Origin of the sequence: Novosphingobium tardum (assembly GCF_042652045.1) — a bacterium.
Classification (GTDB): domain Bacteria; phylum Pseudomonadota; class Alphaproteobacteria; order Sphingomonadales; family Sphingomonadaceae; genus Novosphingobium; species Novosphingobium tardum.
Genome location: NZ_JBHSDR010000006.1, coordinates 462,274 through 479,049, shown reverse-complemented (window position 1 = coordinate 479,049; position 16,776 = coordinate 462,274). Strand labels below are relative to the sequence as shown.

15 protein-coding genes are annotated in these 16,776 nt (G+C 65.2%); 8 read left to right on the top strand and 7 right to left on the bottom strand.

Annotation, left to right across the window (positions count from 1 at the left end):
• Nucleotides 1-1,257 (top strand): class I SAM-dependent methyltransferase, encoded by a 1,257-nt coding sequence (locus ACFO0A_RS10230; RefSeq protein ID WP_379538904.1) that lies wholly within the window; start codon nt 1-3, stop codon nt 1,255-1,257.
• Here ACFO0A_RS10230 and ACFO0A_RS10225 read toward each other — a convergent pair whose 3' ends face one another.
• From ACFO0A_RS10225 to purF, 3 genes are all read right to left on the bottom strand, one after another.
• On the bottom strand, nt 1,258-1,605 hold the full coding sequence (locus ACFO0A_RS10225) for a PilZ domain-containing protein (protein ID WP_379538903.1): 348 nt from the start codon (nt 1,603-1,605) through the stop codon (nt 1,258-1,260).
• 83 nt (nt 1,606-1,688) lie between these two features.
• Complete coding sequence (locus ACFO0A_RS10220; RefSeq protein WP_379538902.1) at nt 1,689-2,420, bottom strand: SDR family NAD(P)-dependent oxidoreductase; 732 nt, start codon at nt 2,418-2,420, stop codon at nt 1,689-1,691.
• The gene (purF, locus tag ACFO0A_RS10215) at nt 2,420-3,916 is read right to left on the bottom strand and encodes an amidophosphoribosyltransferase (RefSeq protein ID WP_379538901.1); all 1,497 of its coding nucleotides are present in this window, start codon (nt 3,914-3,916) and stop codon (nt 2,420-2,422) included. Before purF ends, ACFO0A_RS10220 begins: the two co-directional genes overlap by 1 nt.
• A 170-nt stretch (nt 3,917-4,086) precedes the next feature.
• Between purF and ACFO0A_RS10210 the strand changes: the two genes are divergently transcribed.
• The 7 genes from ACFO0A_RS10210 (at nt 4,087) to ACFO0A_RS10180 (ending at nt 12,459) form a co-directional block, all read left to right on the top strand.
• Nucleotides 4,087-5,328 carry a lipoprotein-releasing ABC transporter permease subunit gene (locus ACFO0A_RS10210; protein ID WP_379538900.1) on the top strand — a complete coding sequence of 414 codons (1,242 nt, stop codon included), beginning with the start codon at nt 4,087-4,089 and terminating at the stop codon, nt 5,326-5,328.
• A complete protein-coding gene (locus tag ACFO0A_RS10205; protein ID WP_379538899.1) occupies nt 5,321-6,010 on the top strand; it encodes an ABC transporter ATP-binding protein in 690 nt (229 codons plus the stop codon). The genes ACFO0A_RS10210 and ACFO0A_RS10205 overlap by 8 nt, the downstream gene beginning before the upstream one ends.
• A gap of 62 nt (nt 6,011-6,072) precedes the next feature.
• A complete protein-coding gene (locus ACFO0A_RS10200; protein WP_379538898.1) occupies nt 6,073-6,306 on the top strand; it encodes a hypothetical protein in 234 nt (77 codons plus the stop codon).
• Complete coding sequence (locus ACFO0A_RS10195; protein WP_379538897.1) at nt 6,303-6,791, top strand: glutathione peroxidase; 489 nt, start codon at nt 6,303-6,305, stop codon at nt 6,789-6,791. The genes ACFO0A_RS10200 and ACFO0A_RS10195 overlap by 4 nt, the downstream gene beginning before the upstream one ends.
• A gap of 77 nt (nt 6,792-6,868) precedes the next feature.
• Entirely contained in the window at nt 6,869-10,408 is a 3,540-nt protein-coding gene (gene dnaE, locus ACFO0A_RS10190; RefSeq protein WP_379538896.1) for a DNA polymerase III subunit alpha, read from the top strand.
• Nucleotides 10,409-10,428: 20 nt separating this feature from the next.
• Nucleotides 10,429-12,045, top strand: coding sequence for a long-chain fatty acid--CoA ligase (locus ACFO0A_RS10185; RefSeq protein WP_379538895.1), 1,617 nt, complete (start codon nt 10,429-10,431; stop codon nt 12,043-12,045).
• Nucleotides 12,046-12,048: 3 nt separating this feature from the next.
• Nucleotides 12,049-12,459, top strand: a complete 411-nt coding sequence (locus tag ACFO0A_RS10180; RefSeq protein ID WP_379538894.1) for a DUF1330 domain-containing protein — start codon at nt 12,049-12,051, stop codon at nt 12,457-12,459.
• Between the two features lie 6 nt (nt 12,460-12,465).
• On the opposite strand, the gene ACFO0A_RS10175 is transcribed toward ACFO0A_RS10180, so the two are convergent.
• From ACFO0A_RS10175 to ACFO0A_RS10160, 4 genes are read right to left on the bottom strand one after another with little or no spacing between them, the layout of a single operon-like run.
• Nucleotides 12,466-13,551 carry a PA0069 family radical SAM protein gene (locus tag ACFO0A_RS10175; protein ID WP_379538893.1) on the bottom strand — a complete coding sequence of 362 codons (1,086 nt, stop codon included), beginning with the start codon at nt 13,549-13,551 and terminating at the stop codon, nt 12,466-12,468.
• A gap of 55 nt (nt 13,552-13,606) precedes the next feature.
• Nucleotides 13,607-14,134 carry a molybdenum cofactor biosynthesis protein B gene (gene moaB, locus ACFO0A_RS10170; protein ID WP_379538892.1) on the bottom strand — a complete coding sequence of 176 codons (528 nt, stop codon included), beginning with the start codon at nt 14,132-14,134 and terminating at the stop codon, nt 13,607-13,609.
• Complete coding sequence (locus ACFO0A_RS10165) at nt 14,124-15,914, bottom strand: lytic transglycosylase domain-containing protein (protein WP_379538891.1); 1,791 nt, start codon at nt 15,912-15,914, stop codon at nt 14,124-14,126. The genes moaB and ACFO0A_RS10165 overlap by 11 nt, the downstream gene beginning before the upstream one ends.
• Complete coding sequence (locus ACFO0A_RS10160) at nt 15,889-16,719, bottom strand: uracil-DNA glycosylase family protein (RefSeq protein ID WP_379538890.1); 831 nt, start codon at nt 16,717-16,719, stop codon at nt 15,889-15,891. Before ACFO0A_RS10160 ends, ACFO0A_RS10165 begins: the two co-directional genes overlap by 26 nt.
• Nucleotides 16,720-16,776 lie beyond the last annotated feature (57 nt).

The window sequence follows — 16,776 nt, the reverse complement described above, 5'->3', positions numbered from 1 at the left end:
ATGAACGCGCAGACCCCGGTCAGGGGCACCCATCTGGTCGATGCCGGCCGGCGCCTGAGCGCCGGTGCGGGCTGGATCGCCCGCCTCGTCGCCGGCGGATTCGCCCGCGTGATTGACCGGATCGACGCTGGACTCGATCACGGTTCGCTCCTTGCGCGGTTGCCGGACGGAAGCGAGCGGCTGCTCGGCGCGCGCGCTCCCGGTCCGGATGCACAGATCGAGCTCGTGAACTGGAACGCGATCCTGAGGCTCGCAACCGGGGGATCGGTTGGCTGGTATCAGGCATGGGAAGCTGGCGAATGGAACAGCCCCGACCCGGTTCAGATATTCGCGCTGTTCATGCGCAACGCCGACGTGCTCGGCCGCGTAGCGCGGGCAAAGGGACCCTGGCGGCTGGCGGGTCGCGCATTCAATCTCGTCCGGCGCAATCACCGCAAGGGCGCGCGGCGCAACATCGCCGCGCATTACGACTTGGGCAACGACTTCTACGCCGCATGGCTCGACCCCACGATGTCCTATTCTTCCGCCATGTTCGACGGGGGCGGGGATCTTGCCAAGGCTCAGATCCTGAAGATGGAGCGGCTGGTGGAGCGGCTCAAGCTTCGTCCCGGGGCCTCGGTATTGGAGATCGGCTGCGGTTGGGGTGCCTTGGCCTCGCGCATTGCTGACGAACCCGAAGTCAGGGTCGAGGCGATCAGCCTATCGGACGAGCAACTTGGCTGGGCCCGGCAGCGGCATGGTGCGCTCAATCCCAGGCTTGCCTTCCAGCACCGTGACTATCGCGACGTCAGCGGGCAGTTCGATGGTGTCGTCAGCGTCGAAATGGTCGAGGCCGTGGGCAAGCAATACTGGCCGGAATTCTTCGATTGCCTGTCGCGTTGCCTACGGCCCGGGGGGCGTGCCGCGCTCCAGTTCATCTCGATCCGCGACAGCCTGTTCGATGCCTACGCGGCGAGCGCGGACTTCATCCAGACCTACGTCTTTCCCGGCGGAATGCTGATTCGCGAAAGCGCCTTCCGGCAACTGGCCGCCCAACGCGGGCTTTCGTGGCAGGACGAAGTTCGCTTCGGAGCGGACTATGCCGAAACCCTTCGTGTTTGGCGGGAAGCCTTCGACCGCGCCGTTGACGAAGGGCGCCTGCCAGCGGGTTTCGACGCCCGGTTTGTGCGGTTGTGGCGCTACTATCTGATGTACTGCGAAGGCGGCTTCCGCGGTGGCGGGATCGACGTCGCGCAGGTTACCCTGGTAAGGACCTGATCAGCAGGACCGGTAAACCCCGTCGCCTCGATAGCGGGCGAGGATGTTGTCATGCACGATCGGGCTCAGCAGATTGGAAAAGGCGCAGCCGACCACGTTGTTCTGCCACCAGATTACCTCGGCCTGAAGCGATTCCAGCCCAGGCAGCGTCAGCCAGCAAAGCGACCCGTTGTGCATGCGGTTGACGCAGGTGGCCGAAAATCCGCCCAGCGAAAGGTCCAGCACCGATGTCTGGAAACTGCGGCCGCCAGAGGGCCGCAGTCCGGCGGGAATGGCGATCCGCGTGCGCGGGGCACAACGGTCTTCCTGCGCGGCAATGGCGTAGCGATTGCGCGAAGTCGTAATCATCGAGCGGCTCCATCCAGCAAATGCTTGCACGCGGGTTACGCGCGACCCTTCGCAAGATGTAGGCGAACGACGTTACTTGCGCCTTAGCGCGACTGGTTAACAGATTCGCGGTAACCAGTGGCAAACGGTTCACCAAGCAAGGAAACCAGCCGTTCGGCGACCGCTTCGGGCGGCTTTACGCTGGCAGGATCCTCGCCCGGATATGCCTTCGCCCGCATCGCCGTGCGGGTGGCGCCGGGGTTCACCAGCGCGACGCGGATGTGCGCGAGCGAGCGGGTCTCTTCCGCGTAGGACAGCAGCAGCGATTCGAATGCCGCCTTGGTGCTGCCATAGGCGCCCCAATAGGCGCGCGGCGTCGCGGCAACGCTGGTCGTCACGCCGATCACGCGCGCATCGCTGCTGCGCTTAAGCATCGCATCGAAATTCGCGATAAGCGCTTGCTGCGCCATGACATTCAGGGTCATCGCGCGATTGAATTCGCGGGAATCTATCTGCCACACGGGCGTCAGCTGCGGCAGGTTGGCTGCGTTGAGCACCAGAATATCGAGCGCCTGCCAGCGGCCGGAAACCGCGGTTGCCAGGCGGGCGATGCCTTCGGGCTCCGCCAGGTCGACCGGCGCGATCGTCGCACTTCCGCCAGCCTTGTAGATCGCGTCTTCGATGCTCTCGAGCGCCTTTGCGTCCCGCGCGGTAAGGATCACATGCGCACCCGCGGCGGCGAGGGCCGTGGCGGTGGCCGCTCCGATGCCGCGGCTTGCGCCAGTCACAAGCGCGAGCTGGCCCGCGAAGGGCTTGGAACCGTCGACTTCAGCCATCAGGCGACCTTTTCCGCCTTTTCGCCCAGGAAACTGAGCTGCGCCGGATTGTCGCGATCGCCAAGGTCGGTCAGCCGGGTGGGATATTCGCCGGTAAAGCAGGCGTCGCAGTAACGCGGCCGTGCAGGTTCGCGCCGCGGCTCGCCCACTGCGCGATAGAGGCCGTCGATGCTCACGAAGGCCAGGCTGTCGGCATGGATGAATTGGGCCATTGCGTCGACATCCATCCGCGCCGCCAGCAGCTTGGAACGCTCGGGTGTGTCGACCCCGTAAAAGCAGCTATGTTCGGTCGGAGGGCTGGCGACGCGCATGTGCACTTCTGCCGCCCCCGCATCGCGCATCATCTGAACGATCTTGAGGCTGGTGGTGCCACGCACGATCGAATCGTCGATCAGTACGATCCGCTTGCCTGCCACCAGGGCCCGATTGGCGTTGTGCTTGCGCTTTACGTCGGCATTTCGCGCGCCGTCCGAGGGCTGGATGAATGTGCGACCGACGTAGTGCGAACGGATGATGCCAAGCTCGAAGGGAATGCCCGATTCCTGCGCATAACCGATAGCGGCCGGCACGCCGCTGTCGGGCACCGGGATGACGAGATCCGCATCGGCTGGCGATTCAATGGCGAGCTGGGCGCCGATCGCCTTGCGCACGGAATAGACCGACTGGCCGCCCATGATCGAATCGGGCCGGGAGAAGTAAACGTGCTCGAAGATGCAGGGCCGGGCGGCGACGCTGCCGAAAGGCCGGTGCGAACGCAGAGCCCCGTCAAGATCGACCTCGACCAGTTCGCCCGGCTCTATCTCGCGGACGAAGTCGGCTCCCACGACGTCGAGCGCGACTGTCTCCGATGCGAAGACATAGGCGTCGCCGATCTTGCCCATGACCAGCGGACGGATGCCCAGCGGATCGCGGCAGGCAATCATGCCTTCGGGTGTCATGCAGATGAGCGAATAGGCGCCCTCGACCAGCCGCAGGGCATCGACGAAGCGGTCAAGCAGCGTAGGGTAGCGGCTGGTGGCGACAAGGTGGATGATGACTTCGGTGTCGGAGGTCGATTGGAAGATCGCTCCGCGGCGAACGAGGTCACGGCGCATCCGCACTGCGTTGGAGATATTGCCATTGTGGGCGATGGCGAAACCACCGGTATCGAGATCGGCGAACAGGGGTTGGACGTTGCGCAGGCCCGACCCGCCGGTGGTCGAGTAGCGCACGTGCCCCGCTGCCGTGTTGCCGGGAAGCTCGGCGAGCGCCGCGCCGCTCGAGAAATTCTGCGCAACGTGGCCCAGGCCGCGGCGCGAATAGAAGTCTTGCCCATCGAAGCTGGTGATGCCCACTGCCTCCTGGCCGCGATGCTGCAGGGCATGAAGCCCCAGTGCGACGATAGCGGCAGCGTCGCGCGTGCCGATGACGCCGAAAATTCCGCATTCCTCGCGTAACTTGTCGTCGTCGAGGCCGCCAAGCCAGTCGTGGGGACGGAAAGGATCAGTCAGGGTCATGGATTTGGGCCGGCCTCTAGGGGAGACGGCGCCCGCTTTGGCCGTTCCGGCCCGACATGGCAAGACCGCTGGGCCTCGAGAGCGCTCTGTCATCCAGCGGCGCTTGCCAGCGGACCCGGCGGCCTCTAATCCCCGCGCCACCCAACCTGCTCATTCCCGGCGGACAACGCTTGCTTCTCACCCCCTTCGAATGGACGATCGCCAAGCGCTACATGCTGCCCGGCCGGGGAGAGGCGTTCATCGCGCTCGTCGCCGGGATCAGTCTGGCCGCAGTGATGCTCGGGGTCGCCGCGCTGGTGATCGTGATGAGCGTGATGAACGGCTTCCGCGCAGAACTGCTCGACAAGATCGTCGGCCTCAACGGCCACGCGATCATTCAGGCGTACGGTGGGCGGCTCGACAACTGGCAGTCCATCCTCGCCGACGTCGAAAAGACGCCCGGAGTGGTCCGTGCCAGCCCGCTCATCGAGCAGCCCCTGCTCGGCAATTTCAATGGCCGTGTCGAAGCGGTGCTCGTGCGCGGGAATACTCTGACCGACATTCGCCGGCTTGAGGACAAGCGCGTTTCGGGCTCGCTCGCCGATCTCCAGCCGGGCGCGGGCAAAGTTGCGATCGGCGCGCGGCTGGCGGAAAACCTAGGCGCGCGCGTCGGCGATACGATCACAATCATCAATCCTCAGGGACGCTCGACCCCGTTCGGCACCGTGCCGCGCGAGATCGGCTACGAAGTCGCGGCGATCTTCGAGATCGGCATCTTCGACTACGACCAGGCCTATGTCGTGATGCCGATTGCAGATGCGCAGACCTTGCTGCTGACGGGCGACAGCATCGGCATGATAGAGGTCAAGACAACCGACCCCGACGAGGTGACCCAGATCCTCGAGCCGCTTCAAAAGAAACTTGCCGGACGAGCGGTGATCTCCGACTGGAAGACCATCAATGCCAGCCTGTTCGAGGCCCTTGCGGTTGAGCGGGTGGCGATGTTCGTCGTCCTGTCGATCATCGTGCTTGTCGCCGTGTTCAACATCCTGTCGTCGCTGATCATGCTGGTGCGCGCCAAGACCCGCGACATCGCGATCATGCGAACGATGGGCGCGACACGTAAATCGCTCCTTCGAATTTTCGTGACGCTGGGTTTCGTGATCGGCGCGCTCGGCACGGCCGCAGGGCTGCTGCTGGGCTTCGTCTTCCTGTTCTTCCGCCAGCCCATCGTCCACGCGATCGAACGGCTGACCGGGCAAAGCCTGTGGGATCCTTCGATCCGCTTCCTGACCGAGCTGCCGAGCCGGACCGATCCGTTCGAAACGACCGTGATCTGCATCATGGCGCTCGGCTTCTCCTTCCTCGCCACGCTCTATCCGGCCTATCGCGCGGCGAGCACCGACCCCGTGCAGGTGCTGCGCTATGAATGAGCTGGTGCCGGAAGACCCGGTGGTTCGCCTGTCGGGCCTCAAGCGCAGTTTCGAGCAGGGCGGGGTGCGGATCGACGTGCTGCGCGGAATCGACCTGGCCATCGCGCCGGGAGAAATCGTCGCGCTGCTTGGTCCTTCCGGATCGGGCAAGTCCACGATGCTGCAGGCCGTGGGCCTCCTTGAAGGGGGATTCGAAGGCAAGATCGAGATCGCTGGAATCGACGCGACGGCATTGTCGGGCGACGACCGCACGGTGCTGCGCCGCGACTACCTCGGGTTCGTCTACCAGTTTCACCATCTGCTGTCGGATTTCAGCGCGGTGGAAAACGTCATCCTGCCGCAGCTCGTGGCGGGCAAGACCGCCGCCAATGCGCACGAACGCGCTTCAGAATTGTTGGCCTCGCTGGGACTCGCCAAGCGCCTCGATCACCGGCCCAGCCAGCTTTCGGGCGGCGAACAGCAGCGCGTCGCCGTCGCCCGCGCCTTGGCCAATCGCCCACGCCTAGTGCTGGCCGACGAGCCCACCGGCAACCTCGACGAGGCGACCGCAGACCGGGTGTTCGAAGAGTTTCTCAAGCTCGTGCGCAACGAGGGCAGTTCTGCGCTTGTCGCCACGCACAACGAGCGGCTTGCGTTGCGGATGGACCGCGTGCTGCGCCTTCATGAAGGCGTGCTCAGCTAGCGGCTTGCGTTTGACGCATCCTGCGATCATCCTCGCCTCGAAAAGCGTGAGGGGGCTTTGCGATGCAACAGGTCAACTGGGACGCACCTGCGACGTTGCAGGAGCGCGACGACGGCGGCTCTGACCTGCATTATCACTTCCGCACCGTTCGCGACGGGACATTGGCCGAGCTAGTCCGCGCGGTCGGGGCAATGCCCACGGCCGAGCGGGCGCGCATGGTCATCGACGTCGCCGGCGGCAATACGATCAACCTTGGCCAGATCCTCGATCTCGCCGCGCGCGAGGATCTTCCATGAGCGAACCCCACACCATCGCCGATTTCACCGCGTGGATGCCGGACGGCAGCGACCTCAATCTGGCGGAAAAGCAGGGAAAGGTCCTGCTGATCGTCAACACGGCATCCAAGTGCGGGTTCACTCCGCAATACGAAGGGCTTGAGGCCATGTGGCGCAAGTATCGCGACCAGGGCTTCGAGATCATCGCCTTCCCCTGCAACCAGTTCGGCGCGCAGGAGCCCGGGGGGGCCGAGGAGATCGCGAGCTTCTGTTCGCTGAATTATGGTGTCAGTTTTCCCATCATGGCCAAGATCGAGGTGAACGGGAACGGCGCGCCGCCGCTCTATGAGTGGCTGAAGCAGGAAGCGCCGGGCCTGATGGGAACCCGTTCGATCAAGTGGAACTTCACGAAGTTCCTCATCGACCGAGAGGGCAAGGTGGTCCGACGCTATGCCCCGACCGACAAGCCCGCGGATATCGAAGGCGATATCGCCAAGCTGCTGTAGCCGGAAGAGTCCAAAACGCCGGGGATGGTTCGACGAGGCCACTCCCCATCCGGCCTCGCGCGCGCTATCGGGTACCGATGGCCTATGCCCCATTCGTTCCGCTGCGTATCCTGTCGTCCTACACCATGCTGGAAGGGGCGATCGACCCCAAGGCAATCGCCCGACTGGCGGCTGAGCGGGGCTTTCCTGCGGCCGCGATCTGCGATCGGAACGGTCTTTACGGCGTCGTGCCGTTTGCTTCCGCCGCGCGGGACAAGGGCGTCCAGCCGATCATCGGATGCCTTCTTGCGGTTGCGCGCCCGGAACGCGGTGGCGCTGCCGCGCCCGGGTTCGGACCCACGGGGCCAACCATCGACTGGCTGGCGCTCTATGCTCAGGACGCAGCCGGCTATTCGAACCTCTGCGACCTGGTCAGCCGCGCCCACCTCGACCGACCGGGCGAGTTGCCCCCGCACGTTTCGCTCGCCGACCTCGTCGGGCGCAGCGAGGGCCTGATCGCGCTGACCGGCGCGGGCGAGGGGGCGATCTCCAGGTTGCTCGGAGAAGGTCAGGCCGACGCGGCCCAGGCCTATTGCGACCGCCTGCAGGAACTGTTCGGCGACCGCCTGTACATTGAACTGGCGCGGCGCGGCGACCCGATTGAGGAAGCAGCCGAAGAACCCGCCATCACGATGGCTTATGACCGCGGCATTCCGCTCGTTGCGACCAATCCCGCCTGTTACGACCAGCCCGGCTTTCACGCGGCTCACGATGCGATGCTGTGCATCGCCGCCTCGACCCACGTCGACAACCCCGATCGCCAGCGCTCATCCAACCAGAGCTGGGTGAAGTCGCAGCCGATGATGGCAGAGCTGTTCGCCGATCTCCCCGAAGCGCTCTCGAACACGCTCGTTGTTGCCCAGCGCACCGCGTTTGCACCGCCGCGCCGCGCCCCGATCTTGCCAAGCCTCGCCGGGGACAAGGAAGGCGAGGCACGGACCATGGCTGCGGACAGCCGCGCCGGGCTGGACGCCCGGCTGGCCAGCTACACACTGACTGACGAAGAACGCGCGATTTACGACGAGCGCCTCGCGTTCGAGATCGACGTGATCAACCGGATGGGGTTCGCCGGCTACTTCCTGATCGTTGCCGATTTCATCAAGTGGGCCAAGGAGCAGGGCATCCCCGTCGGCCCTGGGCGCGGCTCGGGCGCGGGAAGCCTTGTCGCGTGGGCGCTCACCATCACCGACCTCGACCCGATCAAGCTCGGCCTCCTGTTCGAACGCTTCCTCAACCCCGAGCGCGTGTCGATGCCGGACTTCGACATCGACTTCTGCGAAACGCGGCGCGGAGAAGTCATCCGCTACGTCCAGGCCAAATACGGGCTCGATCACGTCGCCCAGATCATCACTTTCGGTAAGCTCAAGGCCCGTGCCGTGCTGCGCGATACGGGGCGCATCCTTCAGATGAGCTACGGACACGTAGATAGGTTGTGCAAGATGGTGCCCAACCACCCGACCGATCCGTGGACGCTTCCCCGCGCGCTCAACGGCGTGGCCGAGTTCCGCAGGGAGTACGAGCGCGACGATGAGGTCAAGCGCCTGATCGATCTTGCGATGCAACTCGAAGGCTTGCCGCGCAATTCGAGCACGCACGCTGCGGGCGTGGTGATCGGGGACCGTCCGCTGGCGCAGCTCGTCCCCCTTTACCGCGATCCGCGCTCGGACATGCCGGTAACCCAGTTCGACATGAAATTCGTCGAGGACGCGGGGCTGGTCAAATTCGACTTCCTCGGCCTCAAGACGCTGTCGGTCCTGCGCAAGGCCGTCGAACTCCTCGCCCGCCGCGACATCGAAATCGATCTGGACACGCTCGCCTGGGACGATCCCGCAGTTTACCGACTGCTGCAGGCGGGCGACACGGTCGGCGTGTTCCAGCTGGAATCCGAAGGGATGCGGCGCACGCTCGCGGCAGTGAAGCCGACCGCGTTCGGCGACATCATCGCCCTCGTCTCGCTCTATCGCCCCGGTCCGATGGACAACATTCCGTTGTTCGGCCGGCGCAAGAACGGCGTTGAGCGGATCGAGTATCCGCACGAGAAACTCGCCGGCATCCTGTCGGAAACCTACGGGATCTTCGTCTATCAGGAACAGGTGATGCAGGCCGCGCAGATACTCGCGGGCTACTCGCTGGGTGAAGCGGACCTCCTGCGCCGCGCGATGGGCAAGAAGGTCCAGGCCGAGATGGACGCACAGCGGCAGCGCTTCGTAGACGGGTGCCGCGAGGTTTCGGACATCGAGAAGGCCAAGGCGAACGAGCTGTTCGACTTGATCGACAAGTTCGCCGGCTACGGCTTCAATAAGAGCCATGCCGCCGCCTATGCCCTGCTCTCGTACCAGACCGCTTGGCTGAAGGCTCATTACCCGCACGAATTCTACGCCGCCTCGATGTGCTTCGACATGCACCAGTCGGAAAAGCTGTGCATCTTCGTCGACGACATGCGGCGCGCCGGGATCGCGCTGGCGGGTCCTGACATCAATCGTTCGGAGGCCGAGTTCTCGGTCGAGCGGACGGACGAGGGATATGCAGTCCGCTATGCGCTGGCCGGCATCCGCAACGTCGGCGAAAAGGCGATGGAGGCGATGGTTGCCGAGCGCGAGGCGCACGGCTGGTTCACCGGGCTGGAGGATGTCTTCCGCCGCGCGCCGCAAGGTTCGATGAACCGTCGCCAGCTCGAGGCGCTGGCGGCCGCCGGCGCACTGGATTCACTCGAGCCCGATCGCGCGCGCGTGTTCGGCAACGCCGACCTCCTCCTGGCCGTGGCCGACGAGGCGGCCCGCACGCGCAGCAGCGGCCAGGCCGGGCTGTTCGGAGGGGACGATCACGCATCCGCCCCGCTTCGGCTTAATAAGGTCCAACCGTGGAGCCGCGCCGAGCAGATGAACAAGGAGCGCGAGTACTTCGGGTTCTACTTCGCGGCTCACCCGGTCGAGCAATATCGGGCTATTGCATCGGCGAACGGCGCGCGCTCGTTTTCCAGCCTGGTGGCGACGGCAACTCCGTCTGAAGGCGAGGGCGGAGCGGTCGTTCCGTTCAGCGGCGCGCGCGAACGCCAGCCGGCGGTCATGGCGGCGCTGATCGAGAACGTGCAGCGAAGGCGGACACGCAAGGGGCGCGAATTCGTGAGCGCCGATTTTTCCGACAGCAGCGGCACTTTTTCGGCCAGTTGCTTCGAGGAATCGATGGTCGAGCCGCTGACCCGCTGGGCAGCGGAGAACGCGTGCCTGCTGCTGCAGGTCGAACTCGACAGCCCAAGCCCAGAGGAGCCGCCGCGGATCACCGTCCGTTCGGCCCGGCCGCTCAGCGAAGTGACCAGCGCCGCGCGCATGCTGCTCCAATTCGAGGTGACCCGGCCCGACGCGCTGGGCGAACTTGCGCAACTGCTCCAGCGCGGCAACGACGGCCGGGGCGAGGTGCGCGCCCGGTTGCGGACAGGCGGCCCGCGCGAACCGCTGGTCACTCTCGGCAAGGACTTCCTCCTCGACAGCGAGATCGTGGAAAAGTTGATCCCGATCGAAGGGCTTGCCAATGTGGCGCTGACAGCACGCGGGGAACGACACCTCCGGCTGGTCGAATAGGTAAACCGGGAAGGGTGATTATGGCGCTGGGCGCAATGCAGGACTGGTCGATGCGCGTGACGCGGCTGATCGACCATGCCGCCAGGGAAACTCCCGACCGCGAGATCGTCACCCATTGGGCCGATGGCAGCGAAACGCGGACCGACTGGGCGGGCATTCGGCGCGATGCGCTGAAGATGACGCAGGCGTTGCGCGCGCTCGGCATCGGGCAGGACGACCGGATTGCCACGCTGGCAATGAATCACAGCCGGCACCTTGTGTCATGGTATGGCGCGATTGGCGTGGGCGGGGTGCTCCACACGATCAATCCGCGTCTGTTCGACGAGCAGCTCCAGTACATCGCCAATCACGCCGAAGACCGCGTCCTGATCTACGACGCCGCATTCGCGCCCATCGTCGCGCGGATGAAACCCCAGTGGACGACGATCGAGCACTACATCTGCTTCGACCCGCCCGCGTCTGGCGGCGCGGATTACGACCTTGCGTTCGAGACGTGGATCGCCGCCCAGGATGGGAACACAACGTGGTCCGACGGTGACGAGCGCGATCCGTGCATGTTGTGCTACACCAGCGGAACCACCGGCAATCCGAAGGGCGTGCTGTATGAGCATCGCTCGACCCTGCTGCACGCGATGGCGGGTATTCAACCCAACAGCTTCGATTTCGACAGCCGCTCGGTCATGCTGCCAGTCGTCCCGATGTTTCATGCGGCAAGTTGGGGTCTCCCGTGGGCAGGCGCGATGACGGGCGTGAAGTTCGTCTATTCGGCGGTCAACGACCCGGCAGTGCTGTGCGATCTCATCCGTCGCGAGGGCGTGACCCATTCCGCGGGCGTGCCGACGGTCTGGTTGGGCATGTTCCAGCACCTCGACGCGACGGGCGAAGGGTTGGGATCGCTGCGCCAGGCGATCATCGGCGGCTCCGCGGCTCCCCGCTTCATGATCGAACGGCTGATGAAGGCAGGCATCCGCGTCGCCCATGCCTGGGGGATGACAGAAACTTCGCCAATCGGAACCGTCGGTGCGCCGAGCGCCGACTGGGATCACCTCGACTTCGACCAGAAAGTGGACGTCGTCGCCAAGCAGGGGCGGCCTGTTTTCGGGGTCGAGCTACGGACCGTCGACCTCGACGACCGAACCAAGGTTCTGGACCGCGACGGGGTCAGTTCCGGCGCGCTGCAGATTCGCGGCCCCTGGGTGATCAAGCGCTACTTCAAGGCCGAGGAAGATGCGGTCGACGCTGACAACTGGTTCGACACCGGGGACGTCGCGATCATCCACCCGGACGGCACCCTGCAGTTGACCGACCGGACCAAGGACGTGATCAAATCGGGCGGCGAATGGATCAGTTCGGTCGAGCTAGAGAACGCAGCGGTGGCGCATCCGGCAGTCGCCGAGGCGGCCGCAATCGGCATCTACCATCCCAAATGGGACGAGCGGCCGATCCTGGTGGTCGTCCGCAAGCCCGGGGCCGAGTGCTGTGCAGAAGACATCCGCAGTCACCTTGCCGGCCACGTCGCGAAATGGTGGCTGCCCGATGCCGTCGAATTCGTGGACGAAATTCCGCACACGGGGACTGGCAAGATCAGCAAGAAGGACTTGCGCGAGCAGTTCCGCGATTTCGTCCTGGAAGGCTGACTGATGGACTATGTCGATCCAAGCCGTGAGAACTTCGCGGCGTTCAAGGCGCTCCCGCGCGACACGCCGATCATGATGCTCAACCTGGTGCGGTATAAGGACCGTGCCGAATATCCCGAGGGGCATCCCGACGCGGATAAGGGCTGGACAGGCCGCGAGGCCTACGCGGAATACCATCGGGCGATTGCGCCGATCCTTGCAGGACTTGGCGCAAACATCGTCTGGTCGGGCAAGTTCGAAGGTGTCGTGACCGGCCCGGCGGACTGGCCGTGGGACGATACCTTCGTCATGCGCTACCCGAACAGTGCCGCTTTTCTCGCGATGGTCACCGATGCCGATTATCGGCAGGCGGTGGTTCATCGCCAGGCAGCGGTTCAGGACAGCCGGCTGGTGAGGTTCGGCGAACCGGACTGACCTCGGTCAGATCAGGCTGAGCTGCCCGTCCAGCGCCGGCTTCCTGAATGCGCTGCAATCGAGTTCCAGCCTGACCTGATCTATCCCGGCGCGCTTGCAGGCCAGACGGAATCGGGTGCGGAACAGGTCGGCCCAAACCCCCTGCGGCTTCATCCGGCTGAAGAAGCCCGGATCGTTGTCCCGGCCTTCGCGGACCGAGCGGATTATCGCCATGACCTTGTCCCCACGCTCGGGGAAATGGGTCGCCAGCCACTCGCGGAAGAGCGGGGCGACCTCATGGGGCAGGCGGACCATGATCCAGCTGGCCGACCGCACCCCCAATGCGCCGGCGCGGGCCAGGATACCCTCGATGAATTCGTCGGTAATGCAGGGAATGACCGGCGCCACCGAGGCGTGGGCGGGCACGCCGGCTTGGACCAGTTTGCCCAGTGCGGTCAGCCGCCGCAGGGGCGTTGTCGCGCGGGGTTCAAGCAAGGTCGACAGCTTGGGGTCCAGGCTGGTCACCGAGATCCCCACCGCGACGAGCCGTCGACGCGCCAGTTCGACGAGGAGGTCGAGATCGCGGAGCACCCGATCGGACTTGGTGGTGATGGTCACCGGGTGGCGCGTTTCAAGGCAGACTTCGAGGATGGAACGGGTGATGCGATAGCGCGCCTCGATCGGTTGATACGGGTCGGTATTCGTCCCCATCGCGATAGGCTTGGGGACGTATCCTCGTGCGGCCAGCGTCCTTCGCAGAAGCGTTGCCGCATCAGGTTTCGCAAAGAGCTTCGTCTCGAAATCCAAGCCGGGCGAGAGGTCGTGGTAGGCATGGGTGGGGCGGGCGAAGCAATAGATGCAACCGTGCTCGCAGCCGCGATAGGCATTGATCGACCGGTCGAAGGCGATGTCGGGCGATTGGTTGAAGCTGAGGATGGTCCGGGGGTGTTCCTCGGTCACGGTCGTGCGCACGGCCGGAAGCGCGCCGTCGATTACCGAGCGTTCGTCGAGCCAGTCTCTGTCAGTCTCGCGCGCCGCCAGGCCGAAGCGCGCGGGAACGCTGGCCGATTGCGCGCCGCGTCCCGGCACCCGGGGTGATTCGTTCCGGTCCATAGCGCCGGATTGGAACATACAGAGAACAAAATTGCAATCGCTACCGTGGGCTGGCTCAGGTCTCGCGCAGCCTCGGCATCAATTCGACAAAGTTGCAGGGCCGGTTGCGGCTGTCGAGCTGCTCGGCAAGGATCATGTCCCAGCCATCCTTCACGGCCCCGTTCGACCCGGGAAGCGCGAATATGTAAGTCCCGCGCGATACGACGGCGCAAGCGCGCGACTGGATGGTGGACGTGCCGATGGTCTTGTAGCTCACCCAGCGGAACAGTTCCCCGAAGCCCGGGATTTCGCGCTCCTTGACCTGCTCCAGCGCTTCCGGGGTCACATCGCGTCCGGTCAGCCCGGTCCCCCCGGTGATGATGACGCAGTCGACGCCGCGATCGTCGATCCAGGTGTTCAACCGGTCCGCGATCCGACCGGCGTCGTCGCGCACGATTGCCCGCGCAGCAAGGTTATGACCCGCACCCCGCACGCGTTGCTCGAGGATATCGCCCGATGTGTCGTCGGCCGCGGTTCGCGTGTCCGAGACTGTCAGCAGTGCAATGTTGATCGGCTTGAAGGCGCGCTCGCTATCAATCGCCACGCGAGGCGATCCGCACCGATTGTGCGCCTGAAAGGCCAGGGAACTTAGGCCACAAGCCCTGGGCAAGGCCGGCGCGGCTGTCGGAGTGCCCGCCGGCCTGCTTTTCGTACATCCAGTAATTGCGCATGACGACAGAGACGTAGCCGCGCGTTTCCCAGTACGGTATCGATTCCATCCAGAGCAGGGGGTCTCCGTTGTCGCGTATCTCGCTGTTCCAGCGCGAAACGGGGGCGAGGCCCGCGTTGTAGGCAGCCATGACCTTGGGCAACAGACCTTGCGTCCCCGCCGAATCGCGCAGCATCTCAAGGTTCCGCTGGCCGAACGCCAGGTTGATCTCAGGGTTCGTCAGGTCGACCGCCGCGGCGGTAAGCGCCAGCGATCCCGCGTGCTGGCGGACGGTGATCGGGGTTATCTGCATCAGGCCCTTGGCCGCCGCCGGGCTGACGGCAGTCGTGCGGAAATTCGATTCCTGCAACGCATGCGCATAGATCAGCGCGGGATCGACCTTCCACCCGGAAGCAGGGGTCCAGCGCGGGCTGGGATAGCGGGAGGCATCGTCAGGACGGCCTCCGCGCGGGGCGTTATAGGCCATCCACAATTGGGTCGAAGCCAGGCCAAGGTCGCGGGCGAGCCGCGAAAGCGGCGCGTACTGGTCGGCCGAGCCGACCCTCGCCTGATAGCGAAGGATCTCGCCCGCCAGATCATCCTGCCCGATTTCCGACAGTTCGACAGCCCGGCGAACGTTGCCGATTTCACGCAGCCGCTTCCAGTCGTCCGAGGAAAAATCGGGTGCGGGCCGCGAAACGGGAGGACGCAGATCAAGCGCCTCGCTGGCGAGGAGGCCATAGAGGGTCTCGCCGCGAAGGGCCGCGGCCTTGAGGTTCGCGGCGACCTTTTCCGGCGCGCGGCAACGAAGCCAGGCTCGGCTCGCCCAGTAGTATCCGGCTGCGGCAAGCTCGTCGTTCTGCGCGCCCACGGCCGATTTCTGAAACGCGTCGGCAGCTTCAGCGCAGTCACCCAGACGCCATGCGGCCAGACCAACCGTCCACCAGCCTTCCGGGACCCAGGGACCAGCGCCTTCGGGGACGGTACGGGCCAGCGAGAGTGCGGCCAGATCGTCGTTCTCGATGTAGAACGCCCACGAGACCTTCTGGCGCCATTCGGCCCGCGCCTCGGGGGAGAGCGATGCGTCGATGCCGTCGAGCAACTGACGCGCGCCCATCGGGTCGTCGTTCTTGATCCTGTCCTGGATGGCGAGGCCGACTGAATCGGGCATCGTGCCGTCGGCGATGCTGCGCGGGCGAAGGCGTTTGGGTGCCGAAGGAAGCGCAACGAGCCGCTGCGGATCGCTGAAAGCGGGGACGTCGGTCGCCCCGCGCTTAGTCGCAAGGCGGCCAATCTGGTCGGCCCAGGGAAGGTCGCGCGCCTTGTCCAGCAGATCGGTCAGAGCGGTCAATTCGGCTTTCGGGGAGTTGGCCGCGAGATAGTATTCCGAAAGGGCGACGGCATGAAGCGGGCCGTCCGGGCGCTGCGCGAACATCGCCTGGACCGTTGCCCAGTCCTCCTTGCCGATCGCCGCGAAAAGGGCACCGTAATAGCTCTTGTCGTCGTTGCTGAGCAGCGACGGCACAGCAGTGTTCTGAATGCGGTTGCGGAAATAATCGACCGATGCGCTGTTTGCGGACGCGGGTACCGCGCACGCCGCAGCCCCGATGGCGAGCGCAAGCGCGGCGGACTTTCCGTAAAATCTTGCGTTAACGCGCATCGTTCCCCGTTTCATCCCCGTTCCGGCCCACTTCCTGCCAGGTCGATGGATCGACCCAATCCAGCAACCGCGCCCAGACCGCCCCCTTGCGCGCGGGCCGCGCGAGCAAGGTGTCGAGCGCAGGAAGCCAGAGTACCGGAATTTCTCGGCTGTCATGGTTAAAACGGAGTGAAGAGGGCAGAGAATCCGATGGATCGTGGCCCAACAGCGCCGAAATGCCGTCGCGCCCGAAGATGAGCAGCCGCTGCGGAGCCGCGAGGGTAACATGCCGGGCGATCACTTCGCCCAATCCCCGTTCGGCCAGGACCGGCCAATCGGGCAGCGGCATCGGCGAGGGCAGGGCGCTTGCGAGGTATATGCCGGCCCGCGTCAGCCCCAGTCGCGACAGGATGGCATCGAACAGCCGCCCGGCGGGCCCGGCCAGAAGGCGCTCGCGGTCGTCCTCCTCCGGTTCGATGACGAGGACCATCAAGGGTGCGTTCCCCGGACCCGCGGGGGCAACCCGGCGACGTCCGGAGACAGGGGCGAGCGTCGGCTCGGTCAGCCACCAGTCGGCAAATGCCGCAAGGTCGGTCGGCCAGCGGTCCTGTGGCCCGCCCAGCCGTTCGGGAGCGGGCTTGGCTGGCGCCTTCGTCTTCTCGCGAGCGGGGGGCTTGGCGGCGGCATCCTCATCCGCAGCGGCGGGCGGCGTCAGCCAACGTGTGGGCGTGTCGGAATAGGCAAGATCGACCCCCGCTTCGCTCCACCACTCCTGCGCCGCCTGGATCGCCTGGGCAAGCGACAGGTGCCCGTCGCCGCGCCCCTCATCGAGGTCGGTCACGTGCGCCCCTTTCCACGTCCGCGCGGGGGGATAGAGTCATCAGCCTTGCATTGCCTC